21 protein-coding genes are annotated in these 18,912 nt (G+C 68.9%); 14 read left to right on the top strand and 7 right to left on the bottom strand.

Annotated elements, in window-relative coordinates; translation table 11 throughout:
- Positions 1–91 precede the first annotated feature (91 nt).
- Both typA and ACK4FB_RS04775 read right to left on the bottom strand, forming a co-directional pair.
- Positions 92–1,924: a translational GTPase TypA gene (gene typA / locus ACK4FB_RS04780; RefSeq protein WP_409748422.1), complete on the bottom strand. Its 1,833-nt coding sequence runs from the start codon at positions 1,922–1,924 to the stop codon at positions 92–94.
- 219 nt (positions 1,925–2,143) lie between these two features.
- Positions 2,144–2,770, bottom strand: coding sequence for a hypothetical protein (locus ACK4FB_RS04775; RefSeq protein WP_409748419.1), 627 nt, complete (start codon positions 2,768–2,770; stop codon positions 2,144–2,146).
- 167 nt (positions 2,771–2,937) lie between these two features.
- Here ACK4FB_RS04775 and ACK4FB_RS04770 point away from each other — a divergent pair, with 167 nt between their 5' ends.
- A complete protein-coding gene (locus tag ACK4FB_RS04770; RefSeq protein WP_409748416.1) occupies positions 2,938–4,179 on the top strand; it encodes a class I SAM-dependent RNA methyltransferase in 1,242 nt (413 codons plus the stop codon).
- A gap of 446 nt (positions 4,180–4,625) precedes the next feature.
- Here ACK4FB_RS04770 and ACK4FB_RS04765 read toward each other — a convergent pair whose 3' ends face one another.
- From ACK4FB_RS04765 to ACK4FB_RS04750, 4 genes are read right to left on the bottom strand one after another with little or no spacing between them, the layout of a single operon-like run.
- The gene (locus ACK4FB_RS04765; RefSeq protein ID WP_409748414.1) at positions 4,626–5,015 is read right to left on the bottom strand and encodes a VOC family protein; all 390 of its coding nucleotides are present in this window, start codon (positions 5,013–5,015) and stop codon (positions 4,626–4,628) included.
- Positions 5,012–5,443, bottom strand: a complete 432-nt coding sequence (locus tag ACK4FB_RS04760; protein ID WP_409748411.1) for a DUF1579 family protein — start codon at positions 5,441–5,443, stop codon at positions 5,012–5,014. The genes ACK4FB_RS04765 and ACK4FB_RS04760 overlap by 4 nt, the downstream gene beginning before the upstream one ends.
- Entirely contained in the window at positions 5,440–5,985 is a 546-nt protein-coding gene (locus ACK4FB_RS04755; RefSeq protein ID WP_409748408.1) for an SRPBCC family protein, read from the bottom strand. The genes ACK4FB_RS04760 and ACK4FB_RS04755 overlap by 4 nt, the downstream gene beginning before the upstream one ends.
- Positions 5,982–6,293, bottom strand: coding sequence for an ArsR/SmtB family transcription factor (locus tag ACK4FB_RS04750; protein ID WP_409748405.1), 312 nt, complete (start codon positions 6,291–6,293; stop codon positions 5,982–5,984). Before ACK4FB_RS04750 ends, ACK4FB_RS04755 begins: the two co-directional genes overlap by 4 nt.
- Positions 6,294–6,375: 82 nt before the next feature.
- On the opposite strand from ACK4FB_RS04750, the gene ACK4FB_RS04745 reads away from it, so the two are divergent.
- The 3 genes from ACK4FB_RS04745 to ACK4FB_RS04735 are packed head-to-tail and all read left to right on the top strand — an operon-like array spanning position 6,376 to position 8,116.
- Positions 6,376–6,714 carry a DMT family transporter gene (locus ACK4FB_RS04745; protein WP_409748403.1) on the top strand — a complete coding sequence of 113 codons (339 nt, stop codon included), beginning with the start codon at positions 6,376–6,378 and terminating at the stop codon, positions 6,712–6,714.
- Positions 6,715–6,764: 50 nt separating this feature from the next.
- Positions 6,765–7,547 (top strand): bifunctional hydroxymethylpyrimidine kinase/phosphomethylpyrimidine kinase, encoded by a 783-nt coding sequence (gene thiD / locus ACK4FB_RS04740; RefSeq protein WP_409748401.1) that lies wholly within the window; start codon positions 6,765–6,767, stop codon positions 7,545–7,547.
- Positions 7,544–8,116 (top strand): nucleotidyltransferase family protein, encoded by a 573-nt coding sequence (locus ACK4FB_RS04735; protein WP_409748399.1) that lies wholly within the window; start codon positions 7,544–7,546, stop codon positions 8,114–8,116. The genes thiD and ACK4FB_RS04735 overlap by 4 nt, the downstream gene beginning before the upstream one ends.
- Positions 8,117–8,176: 60 nt before the next feature.
- On the opposite strand, the gene ACK4FB_RS04730 is transcribed toward ACK4FB_RS04735, so the two are convergent.
- The gene (locus tag ACK4FB_RS04730; RefSeq protein ID WP_409748397.1) at positions 8,177–8,539 is read right to left on the bottom strand and encodes a hypothetical protein; all 363 of its coding nucleotides are present in this window, start codon (positions 8,537–8,539) and stop codon (positions 8,177–8,179) included.
- A gap of 240 nt (positions 8,540–8,779) precedes the next feature.
- Here ACK4FB_RS04730 and ACK4FB_RS04725 point away from each other — a divergent pair, with 240 nt between their 5' ends.
- The 10 genes from ACK4FB_RS04725 (at position 8,780) to ACK4FB_RS04680 (ending at position 18,857) form a co-directional block, all read left to right on the top strand.
- Positions 8,780–9,115, top strand: coding sequence for a PepSY domain-containing protein (locus tag ACK4FB_RS04725; RefSeq protein ID WP_409748394.1), 336 nt, complete (start codon positions 8,780–8,782; stop codon positions 9,113–9,115).
- The gene (locus tag ACK4FB_RS04720; protein ID WP_409748391.1) at positions 9,115–9,795 is read left to right on the top strand and encodes a response regulator transcription factor; all 681 of its coding nucleotides are present in this window, start codon (positions 9,115–9,117) and stop codon (positions 9,793–9,795) included. The genes ACK4FB_RS04725 and ACK4FB_RS04720 overlap by 1 nt, the downstream gene beginning before the upstream one ends.
- On the top strand, positions 9,792–11,195 hold the full coding sequence (locus tag ACK4FB_RS04715; protein ID WP_409748388.1) for an ATP-binding protein: 1,404 nt from the start codon (positions 9,792–9,794) through the stop codon (positions 11,193–11,195). Before ACK4FB_RS04720 ends, ACK4FB_RS04715 begins: the two co-directional genes overlap by 4 nt.
- Before the next feature lie 93 nt (positions 11,196–11,288).
- Entirely contained in the window at positions 11,289–12,644 is a 1,356-nt protein-coding gene (locus tag ACK4FB_RS04710; protein WP_409748385.1) for a hypothetical protein, read from the top strand.
- Between the two features lie 18 nt (positions 12,645–12,662).
- Positions 12,663–13,481 (top strand): c-type cytochrome biogenesis protein CcmI, encoded by an 819-nt coding sequence (gene ccmI / locus ACK4FB_RS04705; protein ID WP_409748381.1) that lies wholly within the window; start codon positions 12,663–12,665, stop codon positions 13,479–13,481.
- Positions 13,478–13,966: a cytochrome c maturation protein CcmE gene (gene ccmE / locus ACK4FB_RS04700; RefSeq protein WP_409748378.1), complete on the top strand. Its 489-nt coding sequence runs from the start codon at positions 13,478–13,480 to the stop codon at positions 13,964–13,966. The genes ccmI and ccmE overlap by 4 nt, the downstream gene beginning before the upstream one ends.
- On the top strand, positions 13,963–15,936 hold the full coding sequence (locus ACK4FB_RS04695) for a heme lyase CcmF/NrfE family subunit (RefSeq protein WP_409748376.1): 1,974 nt from the start codon (positions 13,963–13,965) through the stop codon (positions 15,934–15,936). The genes ccmE and ACK4FB_RS04695 overlap by 4 nt, the downstream gene beginning before the upstream one ends.
- On the top strand, positions 15,933–16,418 hold the full coding sequence (locus ACK4FB_RS04690; protein WP_409748373.1) for a cytochrome c-type biogenesis protein CcmH: 486 nt from the start codon (positions 15,933–15,935) through the stop codon (positions 16,416–16,418). Before ACK4FB_RS04695 ends, ACK4FB_RS04690 begins: the two co-directional genes overlap by 4 nt.
- A gap of 105 nt (positions 16,419–16,523) precedes the next feature.
- Complete coding sequence (locus ACK4FB_RS04685; protein ID WP_409748370.1) at positions 16,524–18,086, top strand: Do family serine endopeptidase; 1,563 nt, start codon at positions 16,524–16,526, stop codon at positions 18,084–18,086.
- Positions 18,087–18,185: 99 nt separating this feature from the next.
- Positions 18,186–18,857: a response regulator transcription factor gene (locus ACK4FB_RS04680; protein WP_409748573.1), complete on the top strand. Its 672-nt coding sequence runs from the start codon at positions 18,186–18,188 to the stop codon at positions 18,855–18,857.
- Positions 18,858–18,912: the final 55 nt, after the last annotated feature.

The following is an 18,912-nucleotide window of genomic DNA, read 5'->3' as shown; positions in this document are numbered from 1 at the left end:
GAAGATTTCGTTTTGTTTCCGGCGCCCGGAAATGACCCCGAGTCCGCCCCATTCGACCGATTCATGATCGATATGGAGCGGCGGGACCGGATCAGTCGTCCTTGACGCGCTTCTTGCGGAAGGAGGGGTTCAGGACCTGCTTGCGCAGGCGGATGGACTTGGGCGTGACCTCGACCAGCTCGTCGCTCTCGATATAGGCGATGGCCTGTTCCAGCGACGGACGGCGCGGCGGGGTCAGGCGAACGGCCTCGTCCTTGCCCGAGGCGCGCACGTTGGTCAGCTGCTTGCCCTTGATGGGGTTCACGTCCAGATCGTCGGACCGGCTGTTCTCGCCGATGATCATGCCCTGATAGGTCTTTTCGCCCGCGCCCACGAACATGACGCCGCGATCCTCCAGGTTCCACAGGGCGAAGGCCGCCGTGTCCCCGTCGGAGTTGGAGACCAGCACGCCCTTCAGACGGCCCTCGATGGCGCCCTTGTAGGGTTCATAGTGGCTGAACACCCGGTTCAGCACGCCAGAGCCGCGGGTGTCAGTCAGGAACTCGCCCTGATAGCCGATCAGCGAGCGCGAGGGGCACATCAACTGGATACGGGTCTTGCCGGCGCCGGACGGACCCATGTCCTTCAGCTCGGCCTTGCGGGCCGACAGCTTCTCGATGACCACGCCGGAATATTCGTCGTCCACGTCGATGACCACGTCCTCGATGGGCTCCAGCCGTTCGCCGTTCTCGCCGGTCTGATAGACCACCCGGGGGCGGGAGATGGACAGCTCGAAGCCTTCACGGCGCATGTTCTCGATCAGAACGCCCAGCTGCAGTTCGCCGCGGCCGGCGACTTCATAGGCGTCGGCGCCCGGGGTCTGGGTGACGCGGATGGCCACATTGGACTCCGCTTCCTTGAGCAGACGGTCGCGGATGACCCGGCTCTGCACCTTGTCGCCTTCGCGGCCGGCCAGGGGACTGTCGTTGACGGCGACGGTCATGGAGATGGTGGGCGGATCGATGGGCTGGGCGGGCAGGGCCTCGGTGACTTCAAGCGCGCACAGGGTGTCAGCCACGGTGGCCTTGGACATGCCGGCGATGGCGACGATGTCGCCGGCCTGGGCGCCCTCTTCAACCGGCTGGCGCTTCAGGCCGCGGAAGGCCAGCACCTTGGTGATGCGGCCCTGTTCGATCTGCTTGCCGTCGCGGTCCAGGGCCTTGATGGCCATGCCGGGTACGGCCTTGCCGCTCTCGATGCGGCCTGTCAGCAGGCGGCCCAGGAACGGATCGGATTCGATCAGCACGTTCAGCATCTGGAAGGGCTTGTCGACGTTCAGGGCGACGGGCGGCTCGGGGATGTGGTCGACGATCAGGTCGAACAGAGGGGCCAGGGTGTCGGACTTCTGGTTCAGGTCCAGGGTCGCCCAGCCGTCGCGGCCCGAGGCGTAGATGTGGGGGAAGTCCAGCTGCTCCTCGCTGGCGCCGATGGCCGAGAACAGGTCGATGGTTTCCAGGTGCACCCGGTCAGGATCGGCGTGGGCGCGGTCGACCTTGTTGATGCAGAGGATCGGCTTCAGGCCCATTTTCAGGGCCTTGGTCAGCACGAATTTGGTCTGGGGCATGACCCCTTCCTCGGCGTCAACCAGCAGGACGCAGCCGTCCACCATGCCCAGGATGCGCTCCACCTCGCCGCCGAAGTCGGCGTGGCCGGGGGTGTCGATGATGTTGATGCGGGTCTCGCCCGCCTTGCCGTTCCACAGCACGCTCGTGGCCTTGGCCAGGATGGTGATGCCGCGCTCTTTCTCCTGATCGTTGGAGTCCATGGCGCGTTCGGTGGTCGCCTCATTGGCTCGGAACACGCCGGACTGGGCCAGCAGCTGATCCACAAGGGTGGTCTTGCCGTGGTCGACGTGGGCGATGATGGCGACGTTGCGAAGGTTCATGGCGGTCATTCAGACGTGTAAGGCGGGCGCGCGGACCGGCTCGGTCCGTTCGGCCCGCTCGATTTGCGGATCAGGGAGGCGGGGGCTCCATATAGGACGCGCGAGCAAAAGGCCAGCGGGCGCCGTCGGGGCCAGCGAAGGCGGGAAGAGAAAAGCCGCCGGTGGATTGCTCCACCGGCGGCTTCCTACACGTCGTCGATTCGACAGGGGGGCTGAAACTTAATCGACGACGCGATAGCGGCCGTTTCCATCGGGGCAGGCGCGGACGTAGCGGTTTTCCACGCGGCCGTCGGGAAGACGGATGTTGCTTTCGACCAGTCGGCACTGATCGGCGTTGTTGTAGTCACGGACCGGCTGGCCATAGCCGTAGCCCGGGTCGCGATCCTGGTAGCCGTAATCGCGGTCGTAGCGATCATCGTAGCGGCTGTTGTCGTAACCGTAGCCGGCCTGGGCGCCGTAGGGCTGCCCATAGGGCTGGGGGCGGCCGGGCTGGCAGGCGGCGGTGGAGCCGCCGACTCCGGCGCCGACGGCTGCGCCGAGCACCGCGCCCATGGCGCCGCCCTCGCTACGGACCCGGCGGCTGGCGACGCCGCGTCCGGCCAGAAGGCCGATGGCCGCGCCCGCCAGACCGCCGGCGACCTGACGCTGGCGCTGATCGCGGACGCACTGGTCGTAGTAGGGCTGGCTGGTCTCGTAACCCTGATTGTAGCCGTAGCCGTGCTGGGCCTGATAGCCGTAGCTCTGGCCGTAAGGCTGGCCGTAGTTCTGGGCCGAGGCGGGCAGGGCGGTCGCACAGGCGGCGACGGCGGCGACCGCGACGGCGGAATTCTTCAGGAAGGCGTTCATCTTTTCGGCTCCGTGCCCTGATCTTGTCTCTGTGGGTTGCGGCGCTGAAAGATCAGCACCCCCTTGTCGAGGTCCGTTATGGCGGAGCGAACCTGAACGGGTTTTGAGCGGGCCGTTCATCTTCGTTCATGTTTCGGTTTGGGCGCGGGACGGGCTATGGGGTCGCCATGTCCGAACAATTGACCATCGCCCGCGTGGGCCACCAGGGCGACGGGATCGCCGAAACCCCCGGCGGGGCTGTCTTCGTGCCGGGGACGCTGCCCGGCGAGGTGGTGCGCGCGGTGGTGAAGGACGGCAGGGCCGAGGCCGTCGAGATCCTCGAGGCCAGCGCCGACCGGGTTCCGATCCAGTCGCAGACCTATGCGGAATGCGGGGTGGCGCCGCTGCAGCACTGGGCCAGCGCGCCCTATCTGGCGTGGAAGCGGGATCTGGTGGTGGAGACGCTGGAGCGCGAGGGCGTCGAGACCGAGGTGGAGGCGACCGTCGCCACCCCGCCGGGGGTGCGCCGCCGCATCGCCCTGCATGCCCGGCGCGACGAGGACGGCAAGGTGGTGCTGGGCTTCAAGGGGCGCCGGTCGTGGCGGGTGGTGCCCCTGACGCACTGTCCCCTGTCGGACCCGCGCATCAATGCCGCCCTGCCGGGTCTTGCGGCGGTGGCGGCGCCGTTCCTGGGCGGAGCCAAGTCGGCGCCGACCCTGCATGTGACCGTGACCGACTCGGGCCTGGACGTGGACATCACCGGGGTGGAGCGCAGCGGCCGGTCCGCCGACGTGGCCCAGCAGGGCGTGCGCGCGGCGCGCACAGCGGACATCGCCCGGCTCAGCATGGACGGTGAGACCCTGGTGATGATGCGCCAGCCCACGGTGCGGTTCGGCCGGGCGACCGTGCCTCTTCCGGCCGCCTCGTTCCTGCAGGCCTCGCCTGTGGCCGAGGCGGCCATGGTGGAGCGGGCCGTGGCGGCGGTGCGCGGCGCCAAACGGATCGCGGACCTGTTCTGCGGCGCGGGCACCTTCACCTTTCCGCTGGCCGAGGTTGCGCCCGTGCTGGCGGCGGACTCCTCGGCCGGGGCCATCGCGGGCCTGAAGGCGGGCGCAGGCACGGCGCAGGGGCTCAAGGGCATCGACGCCCAGGCCCGCGACCTGTTCCGCCGCCCCCTGTCGCCCCATGACCTGAAGGGGATAGAGGCGATCGTCTTCGACCCGCCCCGGGCCGGGGCGCTGGAGCAGGTCCAGCAGTTCGCCGGAACGAAGTCGGCATCCGTGGTGGTCGGCGTGTCCTGCAACCCCACGACCTTCGCCCGGGACGCCCGGGTGCTGATCGACGCCGGCTTTGTACTGGAGCGGGTCACCCCCATCGACCAGTTCCTGTGGTCGACCCATGTGGAGCTGGTGGGCGTCTTCCGGCGCTGAGCGGGTGGATGGTTTCAGACTCAGGTCTGGAAAAAAACAGAGTCCGAATAGTACGAATTGTCCGAAATCTCCTTTGGGACGTAGAGGGGCTGGCGTGGGCAATTCTATTGATTTTATTGAAATAATCCCGTAATCGCCGGGCTTGTCCCGGCGATCCATACGCCCGCCCGACCCCTGGGACGCTCCGTGAATATGGGTTCCCTGCGCAGGGCCGGGAATGACGGTGGAGGGGGCGCGGAGCGGGTGTGAGACGCCCGACGCGAAAAAGAGTGCAAGAGTGCAAGAGTGCAATCGGAGTCCCATACCTCTCACCCGGCGCGCGCCATGCATCGCCGGGGTGAGCGTGGGAGGGGGAGGCGTTGGTCATGACGCCATCATAAGGCGGCGCGGGACAGCGGGATGAAACAGGATCATCGGCGTTCGAAAACGCGGGATCAAAGCGCGCGTCAGCCCTGATAGAGCATGATCAGATTGCCGCAGCCGTCGTCCAGGGTGCAGCCGCGGGTGGGCCCCATGTCGGCGGGCGGGCCGCGGAATTCGACATCCAGTCCCGACAGTCGCTCATACTCCGCGTCGATGTCGTCCACGGCGAAGGCGGTCCAGGGGATGCCCTGCTCGCGCATCCAGTCCTGGAATTTACGGAATTCGGGGCGCTGACCGCCCGGCTCGATGGACAGCTCAACGCCGTCGGGATCGGCGGGCGAGACCACGGTGAGCCAGCTGACCGGGCCCATGGGGATGTCGTGCTTCACCTGAAAGCCGAGCGTGTCCACATAGAAGGCGCGGCCCCTGGCCTGATCGTCCACCGCAATGCTGGTGAGCTTGATGCGGATCATGCGGCGCTTCCCTTGCGGCGATAGAGGGTGCGGCTGAAGTCGCGCCAGGCGCCGTCCGGGTCGCGGACGCGGCCCGCCGAGCGCCGCTCATCCGGCGAGATCATCTCGAAGACGTCGTCATACTCGGTGTCGCCGCCCTTGCCCTCCATGTCGGGCCCCCGGCTTCGCAGGTGCAGCTTGCCGTCATCCTCCACCGCGCCGTCGTAGGTCCACAGCAGCGGATGGGCCCAATGGACGAAGTCCCCGGACGCGCGGCCTGTTTCCGGGTCGAGGGTCAGCTGAAACCGGTAGTCTTCGCCTTCGATGATGAGCCAGGCGCCCCGGCGGGTGACGTGCTCGGTCCCGGTCTGAAGGTTGTCGGGGTGATCGGGGACGGAGCGGCCTTCGAAAGTCCACTCCCCGACCATCTGGTCCAGCCAGTCGCTCATGATGTCTTCTCCACTTCGGCGGCGTAGGCGTCGCGCAGGGCGGTCCAGCGGGGCCAGGACCAGGGGTGGGCCACGCCGCGCACGGCGTCGTCCAGACCCTCCATGTGGTGGTGCCAGCCGGACAGGGTGCGGGACAGGTCGCACTCCCAGCTTTGGGGCACGCGGTGGATCAGGGTCAGGCAAGTGCCGTCGCCATCGGGCTCAAGCCGCCAGCTGACCACGGAGTCCGGGTCGCCGAAAGTGTGCTCGAACCGGGTGTAGGGGCGCCAGACCAGCACCTCGTTGTAGTGGGCGCGGCAGTCCTCGGTGTCGGGGAAGTTTTCAGTAGCGGGCTGGGTGAAACGCAGATCCATGCGGCCGCCGTCCTTGCCCTCGATGGCGGCCTCGGCCAGCCAGCATTTCAGGCCCTCGGGCGTGGTCAGGGCGGCCCAGACGCGCTCGGGACTGTGGCGCAGGCGGCGCTCGAAGCGCAGCTCCCAGCCGCCCTCGATTTCGCGCCAGCGGCCCTGGTCGGCGCCGAGGCGCACAAGGGTGTCGGTCATTGCGGAAACTCCTTGTCCAGATAGGTCTCCAGCGCATCCAGACGGCTGGCCCAGAAGCGGCGATAGGGCTCCAGCCAGGCGTCGATTTCGGCCAGGGGCGCCGGGTTCAGGCTGTAGAGCCGCCGGTTGGCGTCCTTGCGCACGGTGACGAGGCCGGCCTCGCGCAGCACGGACAGGTGTTTCGACACCGTCGGCTGGCTGATGGGCAGGGCGTCCACGAAATCGCCGGCGGGACGTTCGCCGTTCGCCAGCATGGCCATGATGGCCAGTCGATTGGGTTCGCCGAGCGCCTGAAGAGCCTGATGCATGAATATAAGGAAACAGCTATATAGCTATATGTCAATGTGAAGGATGCTTGCCCCTATGCGCCGCTTGTCCCATGTGGCTGGCATGACGTTTCCTCCCCTCAATCCCTGGGTTTCGCTGCTGATCGCGGGCCTGCTCGAGGTCGCATGGGCCTCGGGCTTCAAATTCGTCGGGCCGTCACGGCCGGTGACCTCGCTGGTGGTGGGCGTGACCATGATCGCCAGCTTCTGGTTCCTGTGGCTGGCGACCCAGAAGCTGCCCATCGGCACCGCCTACGCCATCTGGACCGGAATCGGGGCGGTGGGCGCGGCGGGGATCGGCATCCTGGTCTATGGCGAGCCGTCCACGACGCTGCGGATCCTGTGCATCCTGATGATCGTCAGCGGTATCGTGGGGCTGAAGCTGTTCTCGGGGGTGCAGTGATGGGCGCTCAAGCAGCGAGCGACCGCGTCGCAAGCGATAGCGCCCGAAAGATGGGCCGCGTGCTCATCATCGCCGGCTCCGACTCCGGCGGCGGGGCGGGGGTGCAGGGCGACATCAAGGCGGTGACCATGATGGGCGGGTTCGCGGCCACGGCGATCACGGCCCTGACCATCCAGAACACCCTGGGCGTCCACGGGGTGCATCCTGTGCCGCTGGATGTGATCGCGGCCCAGGCGGACGCGGTGCTGGACGATATCGGGACCGATGCGATCAAGACCGGCATGCTGGGCTCGGTGGAGGTGGTGCGCTGCGTGGCGGAGATTCTTGACCGGGCGGGCGCTCCTGTGGTGGTGGACCCGGTGATGATCGCCAAGGGCGGCGCGTCCCTGCTGGACGAGGACGCGGTGGCGGCGGTGCGGGCGCTGATGGTTCCGCGCGCGGCCCTGCTGACCCCCAATGCGCCGGAGGCCGAAGCCCTGACCGGGATCGAGGTCGCCGATCTGGACGGCCAGCGGCGCGCGGGCGAGGCGCTGTTGCGGCTGGGCGCGGGAGGGGTGCTGATGAAGGGCGGCCATGTGCCGGGCCAGACGGTGGTGGACCTGCTGATGACCCCGCGCGGCGAGACCCTGCTGGAGGGCCCGCGCATCGAGACGCGGCACACCCACGGCACCGGCTGCACCCTGGCCAGCGCGTGCGCGGCGGGGATCGCGAAGGGCCTGCCGCTGGAGCAGGCGGTCGCCGAGGCCTGGGCCTATGTGGCCGAGGCCATCCGGCAGGCGCCGGGGCTGGGCGGCGGCCACGGCCCGCTGGACCACGGCTGGCCGCTGCGATGAACGATCTGGAGGACCGGCTGAAGGCCATCGTGCGGGCCGATCCAGGCTTGATGCAGGTCATGACCACGGTGCGGAATCTGGGCCTGAACGACTGGCGGGTCTTTTCCGGCGCGGTCTATCAGTGCGTCTGGAACGCGGTGACGGGACGTGATGCGGGGTATGGAATCCGCGACTACGACGTGGGCTATTTCGACCTCGACACCTCGTGGGGCGCCGAGGATGCGGTGATCCGCAAGGTTGCGGAGGCGTTCGAGCCACCGCTGCGGGACATGGTGGAGGTCCGCAATCAGGCGCGGGTGCATCTGTGGTTCGAGGGCAAGTTCGGCGAGCCCTACGAGGCCCTGACCGGCACGGACGAGGCGCCAGGGCGCTTTGTGGCGCCGGCCTTTGCGGTGGGGGTGCGGTTGGAGGATGATGGTGAGATCAGCGTAGCCGCTCCGTTCGGGCTGGAGGACGTGTTCGACATGGTGCTGCGGCCCAATCCGGACCGGCCGAAGGCCAGGGGATGGGACCGGGCGGTGGAGAACGCCCGCGCCCGCTGGCCGGAAATCCGCGTGATCGACGCCTGAAAGGCCAAAGGGCGCGGCCCTTTCGGACCGCGCCCTGCGACGGCGGGAGAGAGAGTCGGATCAGCGACGATAGCGCGCGCGCTGGACGTAGCGATCGATGGAGCGGTCGAGATCCTGATAGCGGCGCTCCAGGTCGTGACGCTCGCGCAGGGTCATGCGCGGGCCATACTGGCGCTCAAGCTGCACCAGACGAGCGATGCCGCGCCGGAAATCGCGGGCCTTGCCGGTGCTCATGACCCGGGCGCGGTGGGCGAACTCCACGTTGCGCTCCAGATGGCGGACCCGCACGGCCATGGGCGGGCCGGCGTGCTGCTGGCCATAGGCGGGACCGCCGCGGGGCGGGCCATAGTGCTGGGCGGCGGCCGGAACCGCGACGGAAATCGCCGCGACGGCCATGACGGGCAAAAGCAACTTCTTCATCATGATGTCTTCCTCGCTTCGGTTCGGCCGACCCGGTGATCGGGGCGGTGATGATGGAGCCAGAAAAGCATCCGGCGTCTGAGCCTGACCTGAACAGCGCGGTTCAGTCGGCATTCACCTTCCTGAACCGACCGGAAGCCTCTATGCTCATGAGGAAAGCGACCGATGGACGCGCCGGTCATGACCCGTTTCTCACGCCCCTGTTCAGACGCCGTTCAGAGGCGCAGCCGTAAACCGCTCAGCATGACCCGTATCCGCATCCTTCTTCTCGCCGGACTGATCGCCGCCGCTCCCATGGCGGAAACGTCAGCCCATGCGCTCGAGGTCCAGGCGCGCGACCCCATGATGGGTTCGCTTCGTCAGGACCGCGCCCGTGAGGAATCCCGTGAGGGCCGCCGGGTCAGCGCCAGCGAGGTGGCGCGCTCGGTCTCTCGTGGCCGCGACGGCCGCATGCTGGGAATTAATGAGCGCAACATGGGCGGCCGCGCCGTCTATGTGGTGCGCTGGGAATATCCGGGCGGACGCGTCGCCGACATCACGGTGGACGCCCGCACCGGGGCCGTGATCGGAGAACGCTGATGAGAGTGCTGCTTGTCGAGGACGACGCCGACCTGTCGCGTCAATTGAAGACCGCCCTGGGCGACGCCGGCTATGCGGTGGACCACGCCCCGGACGGCGAGGAAGCGCACTTTCTGGGCGATACCGAACCCTATGACGTGGTTGTGCTGGACCTGGGCCTGCCCAAGGTGGACGGGGTCTCGGTGCTGGAACGCTGGCGCCGGGACGGCAAGACCACGCCGGTCCTCATCCTGACCGCGCGCGGGGCCTGGTCCGACAAGGTCTCCGGCTTCGACGCGGGGGCCGACGACTATCTGACCAAGCCGTTCCACACCGAGGAATTGCTGGCCCGGCTGCGCGCCCTTCTGCGGCGGTCGGCGGGGCATGCGACCTCGACCCTGGAGTGCGGCGCCCTGCGTCTTGATCCTCGCGCCGCCCGGGCCACCGTGGACGGCGAGCCGCTGCGCCTGACCTCGCTGGAATACCGGCTGTTGCACTATCTGATGATGCATCAGGGCCGGGTCATCAGCCGCACCGAACTGGTCGAGCACCTGTACGATCAGGACTTCGACCGCGACTCCAACACCATCGAGGTGTTCATCGGGCGGCTGAGAAAGAAGATCGGGTCTGACCGGATCGAGACCGTGCGCGGCCTGGGCTATCGCCTGACGCCGCTGGCCGGGGAATCCGAGGCGGCGTGAAGCAGGATCTGGGGCGCTATCTGGGTCGTCCCGGCCGGTCCCTGACCCGCCGGCTGATCTGGCTGGCCTCCGCATGGATTTTGGCGGCCTTGCTGGTGACCGGGGTCGTGCTGACCTCCCAGTTCCAGGAATCTGGCCTGCGGCGCCTGGGCGGCGTGCTCAACAACACCATAGACCAGCTGGTACGAGCGACGTCCGTTCAGGGCGGCCGGGTGGTTGTCCCCCAGCTCAACAATCAGCAGACGCTGGACCTGCTGTCCGGCAACTACTGGGCCGTGGCCGAACGGGACGCGGACGGCCGGCTGATCGTGGTGGCGCGCTCCACATCCCTCTGGGACAGCGAGATGCCCATTCCCGCCAGTCTGGCCGAACGGGTGGCGACGGCCGCGGGCGCAACCATTTCCTACAACGCGGTGGGGCCCAACAACGAGGAGCCCCTGCGCGTTGCGGCCAGCCAGAAGCAGCTTCCCGGCCGCGCCGAACCGGTGGTGTTCATCGCGGCCATCAACCGGTCGAACATCGACGCGGACACGCGCCAGTTCGCCACCTTCACCTGGATCGCCCTGGCCCTGCTGGGCGCCGGCCTGGTGGGCGCGGTGTTCCTGCAGGTGCGCGTCGGCCTGCGCCCCCTTTACGAACTGGGTCAGGAGATCGGCGACGTGCGCAAGGGCCGCGCCACGCGCATCTCCCAGGACTATCCGGAGGAGATCGCGCCCCTGGCCGAACAACTGAACAAGCTGCTGGACCACAATCAGGAAGTGGTGGAGCGCCAGCGCACCCATGTGGGCAATCTTGCGCATGCCCTGAAGACGCCCCTGTCGGTGATGCTGGCCGAGACAGAGGGTCAGCCCGGGGATCTGCCCGCCATTGTGCGCCGCCAGTCCGAGATCATGCGCGGCCAGGTGGACCACCACCTGCGCCGGGCCCGCGCCGCCGCCAGGGCGCAGGGTTCGGGCGAGCGGACCGCCGTCGCCGAGGTGCTGGACGAGATGGCCGTGATGCTGGAGCGGGTGTTCCAGTCCAGGGGCGTGGTGATCGACTGGCGCGCCCCGGACGAACTGCTGTTTCGCGGGGAACGGCAGGATCTTCAGGAAATGGTGGGCAATCTGCTGGAGAACGCCTGCATCTGGTGCGAGCGGCGCGTGAAGGTGTCCGCAGGCGCCACGGGACTGGGGCGTCTGCTGCTGGTGATCGAAGACGACGGGCCGGGGCTGCCGGAGGATCGGCGGGACGAGGTCATGAAGCGGGGCGCCCGGCTGGACGAGGATGTTCCCGGCACCGGCCTCGGCCTGAGCATCGTCGACGAATTGACCAAGGCCTATGAGGGCCGCCTGACGCTGGGCGACAGCGACATGGGCGGGCTGAAGGCCATGCTGGAGCTGCCCGCGGCCGAATCCTGACGCGTCGAATCCTGACGCCATGTCCGGTTTATGCGTTTCATTAAGCGGGCGAGCGGATGATGGGCGGATGAATCGCCGGGGAGTACGGGGCATATGACGGAGCTCTCCGTCGCCAGCCGCAATGCAATCAGCGCCATGCTTGAGGCGGCGCCGGATTCGGCGCTGGGCAAGCTGTCCGTGGCCCTGCGTTCGACGCCCGGCGCCAAGGCGGACTGGATCCGGAAGCGCACGGTGGCGGAGATCAACGCCCGACGCATGCGCGCGATCGCCTTCGGTCCCCTGATCGCACTGTTCCGCAAGCGCGCCGACGGCGTGCGGGGGATGAACTTTCCCTCACCGATTCTGAACGGACTGTGGAGGGCCGTCAGCGCCCGCCAGCCCCTTCTGCTGGAACAGGCGGAGGACATGACCGTGGGGGGCGGCGAGATCAGCCCGCGTCTGCTGGATCAATTGTGCCTGAGCGCCGCAGCCGTGCTGCGGGACGAGCCCGGCGCGATCTGGCCCGGTCTGGATGCGCGCACGGCGCAAAATCTGGCCGCCTGTTTCGACCTTGCGCCCATGGCCCGCGCGGCCATGCCCATGCTCGACCTGTGGACGGGACGGCCCGATGCGGACAGCGCGGCCTCGCTGCGCCTGATGATGCGTGACACGACCCGTATCAGCGAAGACGCGGCGCCCCGGATGCTGGAGATCCTGTTCGCCAATATCCGCGAAGCGCCCCTGATCCTGCGGGTCATCAGCCGGGTTTCCGGCGTGAGCGGGGAGGAGCGGTTTCTGGCGGAATCCGAACTGGCGGACTTCGGCGAGCGCCTGTTCGAACAGGTGGAGGAGACTGCTGACGACCTGGACCAGTTCCACCCCGCGCGCAACGTGCCCGAGGAGGCGCGGGTGATCGCTGACCGGCTGACCAGGGCGTCCGACTTGATGGCCCAGATGGAGCTGTCCCTGGCCTTCACCCACGAGGGCGCCTGGGGCGCGCGTTTCCATGTGCTCAAACAGCGCATGGGTCGGGCCCTGGAGAACCTGATGGGGCTTTGCCCGCGCATGGTGGACAAGGCCCTGCCCATGGAACGGGTGCGCATCCACGGGGCCATGAGCCGCATGGCGCCGGTGATGGACGCGCGCACCGACGGGCCGCTGGTGCAGCAGGCGCGCGCCGCCATGACGGTTCTGGGCATGTCGAAGGCTGCAGCCAATGTGCTGGGCTGCGCGGGCCAGCGGACCCAGGTGTGCGAGACCCTGGAAAAGCGACTGAGTCAGTACGGCGACGAACTGATCGAGGCCCTGAACGCGGGCGAGGGGCCGGACGAGAGTCAGATGACGGCGCTGGCGGTGCTTTGCGCCGAATTTCTGGTCCAGGCCGATGCGGAGGTTCCGGCCCGGACCCTGCGTCGCCGGCTGGCGGCGGCCACGGGTGCGACAGCGGCGCCCTCGCCACAGATCGCCTGATCGCCTAAACCCCGTCGCATGTGGATGTTCTGGCTTGCTGCGGGCATGACGGCGACCCTTGCGGGGATCGTGGTGCTGTGGCGTGCGCGGGGTGCGGCCCTGGTTGTCGGTCCGGCGTCGCCGGACGCTCGCCAGATCGCCGAACTGGACGCCCTGCACGCGCGCGGGCTGCTGGATGATGACGCCTGGCGCGTGGCGCGGGCGGAGGCGGGGCGCAGGCTTCTGGCCAGCGCGGATGACGCCGGGGCGGCCCCGGCAGACCTGACGCAGGGGCGCTGGGTGCTGGCGGCCCTTCTGGCCACGGCCCTGGTGGCGCTGGGGGCCTACTGGATCACGGGGGCGCCGGGCATGGCGGATCAGCCGTTCGCCCAGAGGGTGGAAGGCTGGGCCGGGGATCTGGACAATCTGGATGCGCCGCGTCTGGCGGCGGTGGCCGAAAGGGTGGCGCGCGCCGACCCGACAGACCGTGACGCACAGGTCTTTCTTGGCCGCGCCCGCTTCGAGGCCGGCGACCCCATCGGGGCGGCGACCGCGTTCCGCCGCGCCCTGACGCTGGACGCCGAGGATCCGGTCAGTTGGGCCCGGCTGGGCGAAGCGCTGACCACGGCCCAGCAGGGCGTCGTGGGCGCCGACGCCGAAGCCGCCTTCCGTCAGGCGCTGGCGCGCAACCCGGACGCCCAGGCGCCGCGTTACTTTCTGGGTCGCGCCGCCCTGGCGCGCGGTGAGACCGACGAAGCGCGCGCGCTCTGGGCCCCGCTGCTGACCGAACTGCCGCCGGGCGATCCGCGCCGAGCCCAGTTGCAGGCGGATCTGGCGGCTGCGGGAGGCGGGCGATGAGCTGGCTGCCCCGATCGCCAAAGGCGCGCCGCCGCCTGTGGATCATCGCTGCGGTGACCCCGGTATTGCTGCTGGCCGTGGGTCTGTCGCTGTGGGCCATGCGCGACAGCGTGACCTTTTTCTACAGCCCGTCGGAGATCACCGAGGAGGCCGCGCCCGCGGGCCGCATGATCCGTCTGGGCGGGCTGGTGCTGCCGGGCAGCGTCGAACACGGGGCGGACGGCTCGGTGGCCTTTTCTGTAACCGACAACGCGGCCGACGCGCGTATCGTGTTCCAGGGCGATCTGCCCGACCTGTTCCGCGAGGGGCAGGGCATCGTGGCGCAAGGCGCGTTCGATGAGGCCCGGGTGTTTCACGCCACCCAGGTTCTGGCCAAGCACGACGAAACCTACATGCCGCGCGAAGTCGCTGACCGCCTCAAGGAGACCGGCGAGTGGCGGCTTGGGGGAGAGGCGCCCTCTGGCGTCGCCTATGTGACCGAATGATCGCGGAGTTCGGCGCTTTCGCCCTGGCCCTGGCCCTGGCCCTCGCTGTGTTGCAGGCCGCGGCGTCCGGCGCAGGCCGCCTGTTGCGCTCGCCGGTTCTGGCGGGCGCGGGGCAGGGGGCGGCGTTCGCCTCGGCGGGCGCGGTGACGGTGGCCTTCGGCGCCCTGATCTGGGCCTTCGTGGTGTCGGACTTCTCGGTCAGCAACGTGGCCCTGAACAGCCATACGGCCAAGCCGCTGTTCTATCGGGTGGCGGGGGCCTGGGGCAGCCACGAGGGATCACTGCTGCTGTGGTGTCTGGTCATGACGGCGTTCGGCGCCGTGCTGGGACTGGGCCGGGGCCTGCCGTTCGGTCTGAAGACCTCGGCGGTGGCGGTGCAGGGCGGGCTGAACGCCATGTTCCTGGCCTTCACGGTGTTCACCTCCAACGCTTTCACCCGGCTGGATCCGGCGCCGGTGCAGGGCGCCTCGCTCAACCCCTTGCTGCAGGACCCGGCCCTGGCGATCCACCCGCCCATGCTCTACCTGGGCTACGTCGGGTTTTCGGTGTGTTTCTCGCTGGCCGTGGCCGCCCTGATCGAGGGACGGGTTGATCCGGCGTGGGGCCGCTGGGTGCGGCCGTGGGCGCTGGCGTCCTGGGTGTTCCTGACCATCGGCATCGCCCTGGGGTCGTTCTGGGCCTATTACGAACTGGGCTGGGGCGGCTGGTGGTTCTGGGACCCGGTGGAGAACGCCTCGTTCCTGCCGTGGCTGGCGGGGGCGGCCCTGCTGCACTCGGCCATCGTGACGGAGAAACGCGGGGCGCTGGCCGGCTGGACCGTGTTCCTGGCCCTGATGGCGTTCAGCTTCTCCATGCTGGGGGCGTTTCTGGTGCGCTCGGGCGTGCTGACCTCGGTGCACGCCTTCGCTGTGGATCCGGACAGGGGGCTGCTGCTGCTGGCCATCCTCGGGGTGGCGGCGGGCGCGGCCTTCGCCCTGTTCGCCTGGCGCGCGCCGGGCCTGCCCCGGGGGGGCGTCTTCGCGCCGGTCAGCCGCGAGAGCAGTCTGGTTCTCAATAACCTGTTCCTGTCGGCGGCGGCGGCCACGGTGCTGCTGGGCACCCTTTATCCGCTGATCCTCGAGGCGGTGACCGGCGAGACCATCTCGGTGGGGCCGCCCTATTTCAACCTGACCTTCACGCCCCTGATGGCCGTGGCCCTGATCATCCTGCCGGCCGGGCCGCTGCTGGCGTGGAAGCGGGCCGACCTGAAGGGCGTGGTGCAGCGCCTGACCCTGGCCTTTGGCGTGGCGGTGGTCGCGGCCCTGACGGCGCTGTTCCTGTTCGATCCCATGAAGGCCATGGCGGCGGCGGGGATCGGGCTGGGCGTCTGGCTGATCGCGGGGGCGGTCGCCGAGCTGGCCGAACGCATCCGCCTGTTCCGGGCGCCCCGGACCGAGGTCTGGCGGCGGCTGACCGGCCTGCCCGTGGGCGCGTTCGGCATGACACTGGCCCACGCGGGGCTGGGCCTGTTCGTCATGGGGGCGGTGGCCGAGACGGCTTTCAAGGTCGAGGCGGTGGCGGTGACGGCGCCGGGCGGACCGGCCGCCGTGGCGGGCCCGTGGCATGTGACGCTGGACGAGGTGCGCATCGTCGAGGGGCCGAACTATCTGGCCGAACAGGGCCGGTTCACCGTGGTGCGCGAGGACGGCGCGGGCGCGCGGACCCTGACCGCCGAGCGGCGCTTCTTCCCGGCGGGCGGCCAGACCACCACAGAGGTGGGGCTGGATTTCCGGGGGCTGGACGACGTCTATGTGGTGCTGGGCGAGCGGCGCGCCACCGAGACCCTGGCCCAGGCCTGGACCGTGCGGGTGCACTGGAACCCGTGGGCGCGGCTGATCTTCCTCGGGCCGGCGCTGATGGCGCTGGGGGGCCTGGTGTCCCTGTCGGACCGGCGGCTCAGGTTCGGGGTGGCGGGGAGGCGCAAGGCATGAAGCGTCTGCTGCTGATCGCCGCGGTGGCCCTGATGGCTTTCGCGGAACCGGCGGCGGCGCCCGACCGGCCCTTGCCCGATCCGGCGCAGGAGGCGCGGGCGCGGGCGTTGTTTCAGGACATCCGCTGCGTGGTCTGCCAGCACGAATCCATCGCCGATTCCCCGGCCGGCATCGCGGCGGACATGCGCCGTCTGGTGCGCGACGAGGTGGCGGCGGGGCGCACTGATTCCGAGATCGAGGCCGGGCTGGTGCGGCGCTATGGCGACTATGTGCTGTTCCGACCGCCGTTCCGGGTCGGAACCCTGCTGCTGTGGCTGGGGCCGTTCCTTGTGGTGCTGGTCGCGGGGGGCGTTCTGCTGACGACCCTTCGGCGCCGCCCGTCGGAGGCCGCGCCCCTGACGCCGGCTGAGGAAGCCGCTCTGGAGAAACGGTTGGCGCATCGCCCGGATTTGGACGCATCCTCGCCCCATGATCATCCCTGATCTGTATGAACCGTAACTGGTTCGCCTTGGCGCGCCGCGTCATAGGGTTATATCAAGGGGCACGGGGCCGCCCTTCGGCCCCGACGAAACGACACAAGGACGACGATGCTGAAGCGTAAGGAATTCATTCTGGGCGCCGCGGTCGGACTGACCTTCGCCGCCGCGGCGACCGCCGGCGGGATCATCGACTGGCCCGCGGCCGGCGCCCAGGAGCAGCGGGCTGAACTGCGCGCGGGTCTGGTCCCCGCCTCCACGGCCGGCGCCGTTCTGTTCCAGCCGCCGCCCGGCGCGCCCAATTCCTTCGCCGACATCATCGAGCAGGTTTCGCCCGCCGTGGTGCAGATCGACGTGCGCACCCGGGTGCCGCGCCCGAGCATGCGCGGCTTCCCCAACATCCCCGGCCTGCCGTTCCCCTTCTCGGTGCCGCAACAGCCGCGGGGCGAGAACGAGGAAGAGCCGATGATGGAGGGCGCCGGCTCCGGCTCGGGCTTCTTCATCTCGGCGGACGGCTACATCGTCACCAACAATCACGTGGTTGAGAACGCCTCGGAGATCACGGTCAAGCTGACCGACGACCGCGAACTGACGGCCCGGATCGTGGGCCGTGACGAGCTGACCGATCTGGCGGTGCTGAAGGTGGACGGCGGGACCTTCCCGTTCGTGCAGTTCGAGACCCAGGCCCAGCCCCGCGTGGGCGACTGGGTCGTGGCGCTGGGCAATCCCTTCGGCCTCGGCGGTTCGGCCACGGCCGGGATCGTCTCGGCGCGCGGGCGGGACATCGGCGATCAGTATGTGGACTTCATCCAGATCGACGCCCCCATCAACCGGGGCAATTCCGGCGGTCCGACCTTCGACATCTATGGCCGCGTCATCGGCGTGAACACGGCGATCTTCTCGCCCACGGGCGTGTCGGTGGGCATCGGCTTCGCCATTCCGGCGGACGTGGCGCAACGCGTGACCCAGCAGTTGATGCAGGGCGGCAGCATCCAGCGCGGTTATCTGGGCGTCGAGATCGGAACGCTGACCAGCGACTATCGGGAAGCGCTGGGTCTGGCTGACGACGTTCAGGGGGCCTACGTCAACAGCACGACGCCGGGCGGCCCGGCGGATCAGGCGGGCGTCCAGGCCGGCGACATCGTGGTCGAATTGAACGGGCAGCCGGTCCGGAACAACACAGACCTGACCCGTCGCGTCGGTCAGGCTGCTCCTGGAGACACCCTGCGCCTCACGGTTCTTCGCGAAGGGCGTCGCGTCCAACTCAGTGTCCGCTCCGGCGTTAGACCTTCCGCAGCTGAACTGAACGCCCAGAGCGGCGACGACGAAGGCGCGCCGCGCCCCGGCCAGCCGGAAACCCCCGCCGGCACCGCCATCGAAGGGCTGACGGTGGCGCCGATGACGGGAGCCTTGCGCGAGCGTCACTCCATTCCTTCCGGCGTGAACGGTCTGGTGATCACGGGAGTCGCCTCCGGCAGCACGGCGGCCACCCGGGGTTTCGCGCCGGGCATGGTCATCGTCCAGGCGGATGGGCGCGCCGTTTCCACGGTCGCGGAGTTCCGTCAGGCGGTGCAACGCGTCCGTGAATCAGGGCGGCCCGGCGTCTTGCTGCTGGTCCGTACGCCTCAGGGCAATCGGCCGGTGGTTCTCGAACTGGGCGGCGACGAGGAGTAGGGTCGCCGGACGCCTGATCGGCGTTGGCGGAATCGCTGATTCCACCTACGCCGTGAATCAGGCTCTGGCGTTATGCTGGCGATACTGGAGACGGGGCTGATGCGCATACTGGTGGTCGAGGACGATGCGGAGGCCGCGGGCGCCATGGTGCGCGGCCTGTCGGAGGCCGGGCACGAGGTGACCCATGCCGTCGATGGCGCCTATGGGCTCGTGGAGGCCCAGAAGGGCGGCTACGACGTCTATGTGGTGGACCGCATGATGCCGCGGCTGGACGGGGTCGGCATGGTCGAGACCCTGCGCAAGGACGGAGACCAGACACCGGTCCTGTTCCTGTCGGCGCTGGGCGAGGTGGAGGATCGGGTTACGGGCCTGAAGGCCGGGGCCGACGACTATCTGGTCAAGCCCTACGCCTTCGCCGAGCTGATCGCCCGGGTCGAGGCCCTGTCGCGCCGCCGGGAGACCGGCGGGGTGCAGACCGTGCTGAAGGTCGGCGATCTGGAGATGAACCTGATCGCTCGAACGGTGCATCGGGGCGAGACCGAGATCGACCTGCAGCCGCGCGAGTTCCAGCTGCTGGAGTTCCTCATGCGCCACGCCGGGCAGTCGGTGACCCGCACCATGCTGCTGGAGAAGGTGTGGGAGTACCATTTCGACCCCCAGACCAACGTCATCGACGTCCACATCAGCCGCCTGCGCGCCAAGATCGACAAGGGCTTCGACAAGGCCATGCTGCAGACGGTGCGAGGCGCGGGTTACAGATTGGAAGCTTAAGTTTCGCAAGGCGTTCTCCCTCCCCGTTCGGGGAGGGCGGTCGTGTAGCGACCGG

The sequence above is a fragment of the Brevundimonas sp. genome, assembly GCF_046299535.1.
In the GTDB taxonomy this organism is placed as follows: Bacteria; Pseudomonadota; Alphaproteobacteria; order Caulobacterales; family Caulobacteraceae; genus Brevundimonas.
This window is presented reverse-complemented; position numbering and strand designations above follow the sequence as displayed.

Excerpts from the sequence above, each read along its gene's own strand:
- ACK4FB_RS04760 (WP_409748411.1), bottom strand. The coding sequence starts at position 5,443 with ATGAGCGACTGGCTGGACCAGATGGTCGGGGAGTGGACTTTCGAAGGC.
- ACK4FB_RS04735 (WP_409748399.1), top strand. The coding sequence starts at position 7,544 with ATGAACGATCTGGAGGACCGGCTGAAGGCCATCGTGCGGGCCGATCCA.
- ACK4FB_RS04685 (WP_409748370.1), top strand. The coding sequence starts at position 16,524 with ATGCTGAAGCGTAAGGAATTCATTCTGGGCGCCGCGGTCGGACTGACC.
- ACK4FB_RS04680 (WP_409748573.1), top strand. The coding sequence starts at position 18,186 with ATGCGCATACTGGTGGTCGAGGACGATGCGGAGGCCGCGGGCGCCATG.
- ACK4FB_RS04710 (WP_409748385.1), top strand. The coding sequence starts at position 11,289 with ATGACGGAGCTCTCCGTCGCCAGCCGCAATGCAATCAGCGCCATGCTT.
- typA (WP_409748422.1), bottom strand. The coding sequence starts at position 1,924 with ATGAACCTTCGCAACGTCGCCATCATCGCCCACGTCGACCACGGCAAG.
- thiD (WP_409748401.1), top strand. The coding sequence starts at position 6,765 with ATGGGCCGCGTGCTCATCATCGCCGGCTCCGACTCCGGCGGCGGGGCG.
- ACK4FB_RS04690 (WP_409748373.1), top strand. The coding sequence starts at position 15,933 with ATGAAGCGTCTGCTGCTGATCGCCGCGGTGGCCCTGATGGCTTTCGCG.
- ACK4FB_RS04720 (WP_409748391.1), top strand. The coding sequence starts at position 9,115 with ATGAGAGTGCTGCTTGTCGAGGACGACGCCGACCTGTCGCGTCAATTG.
- ACK4FB_RS04775 (WP_409748419.1), bottom strand. The coding sequence starts at position 2,770 with ATGAACGCCTTCCTGAAGAATTCCGCCGTCGCGGTCGCCGCCGTCGCC.
- ACK4FB_RS04770 (WP_409748416.1), top strand. The coding sequence starts at position 2,938 with ATGTCCGAACAATTGACCATCGCCCGCGTGGGCCACCAGGGCGACGGG.
- ACK4FB_RS04730 (WP_409748397.1), bottom strand. The coding sequence starts at position 8,539 with ATGATGAAGAAGTTGCTTTTGCCCGTCATGGCCGTCGCGGCGATTTCC.
- ccmI (WP_409748381.1), top strand. The coding sequence starts at position 12,663 with ATGTGGATGTTCTGGCTTGCTGCGGGCATGACGGCGACCCTTGCGGGG.
- ccmE (WP_409748378.1), top strand. The coding sequence starts at position 13,478 with ATGAGCTGGCTGCCCCGATCGCCAAAGGCGCGCCGCCGCCTGTGGATC.
- ACK4FB_RS04755 (WP_409748408.1), bottom strand. The coding sequence starts at position 5,985 with ATGACCGACACCCTTGTGCGCCTCGGCGCCGACCAGGGCCGCTGGCGC.
- ACK4FB_RS04745 (WP_409748403.1), top strand. The coding sequence starts at position 6,376 with ATGACGTTTCCTCCCCTCAATCCCTGGGTTTCGCTGCTGATCGCGGGC.
- ACK4FB_RS04725 (WP_409748394.1), top strand. The coding sequence starts at position 8,780 with ATGACCCGTATCCGCATCCTTCTTCTCGCCGGACTGATCGCCGCCGCT.
- ACK4FB_RS04750 (WP_409748405.1), bottom strand. The coding sequence starts at position 6,293 with ATGCATCAGGCTCTTCAGGCGCTCGGCGAACCCAATCGACTGGCCATC.
- ACK4FB_RS04765 (WP_409748414.1), bottom strand. The coding sequence starts at position 5,015 with ATGATCCGCATCAAGCTCACCAGCATTGCGGTGGACGATCAGGCCAGG.
- ACK4FB_RS04695 (WP_409748376.1), top strand. The coding sequence starts at position 13,963 with ATGATCGCGGAGTTCGGCGCTTTCGCCCTGGCCCTGGCCCTGGCCCTC.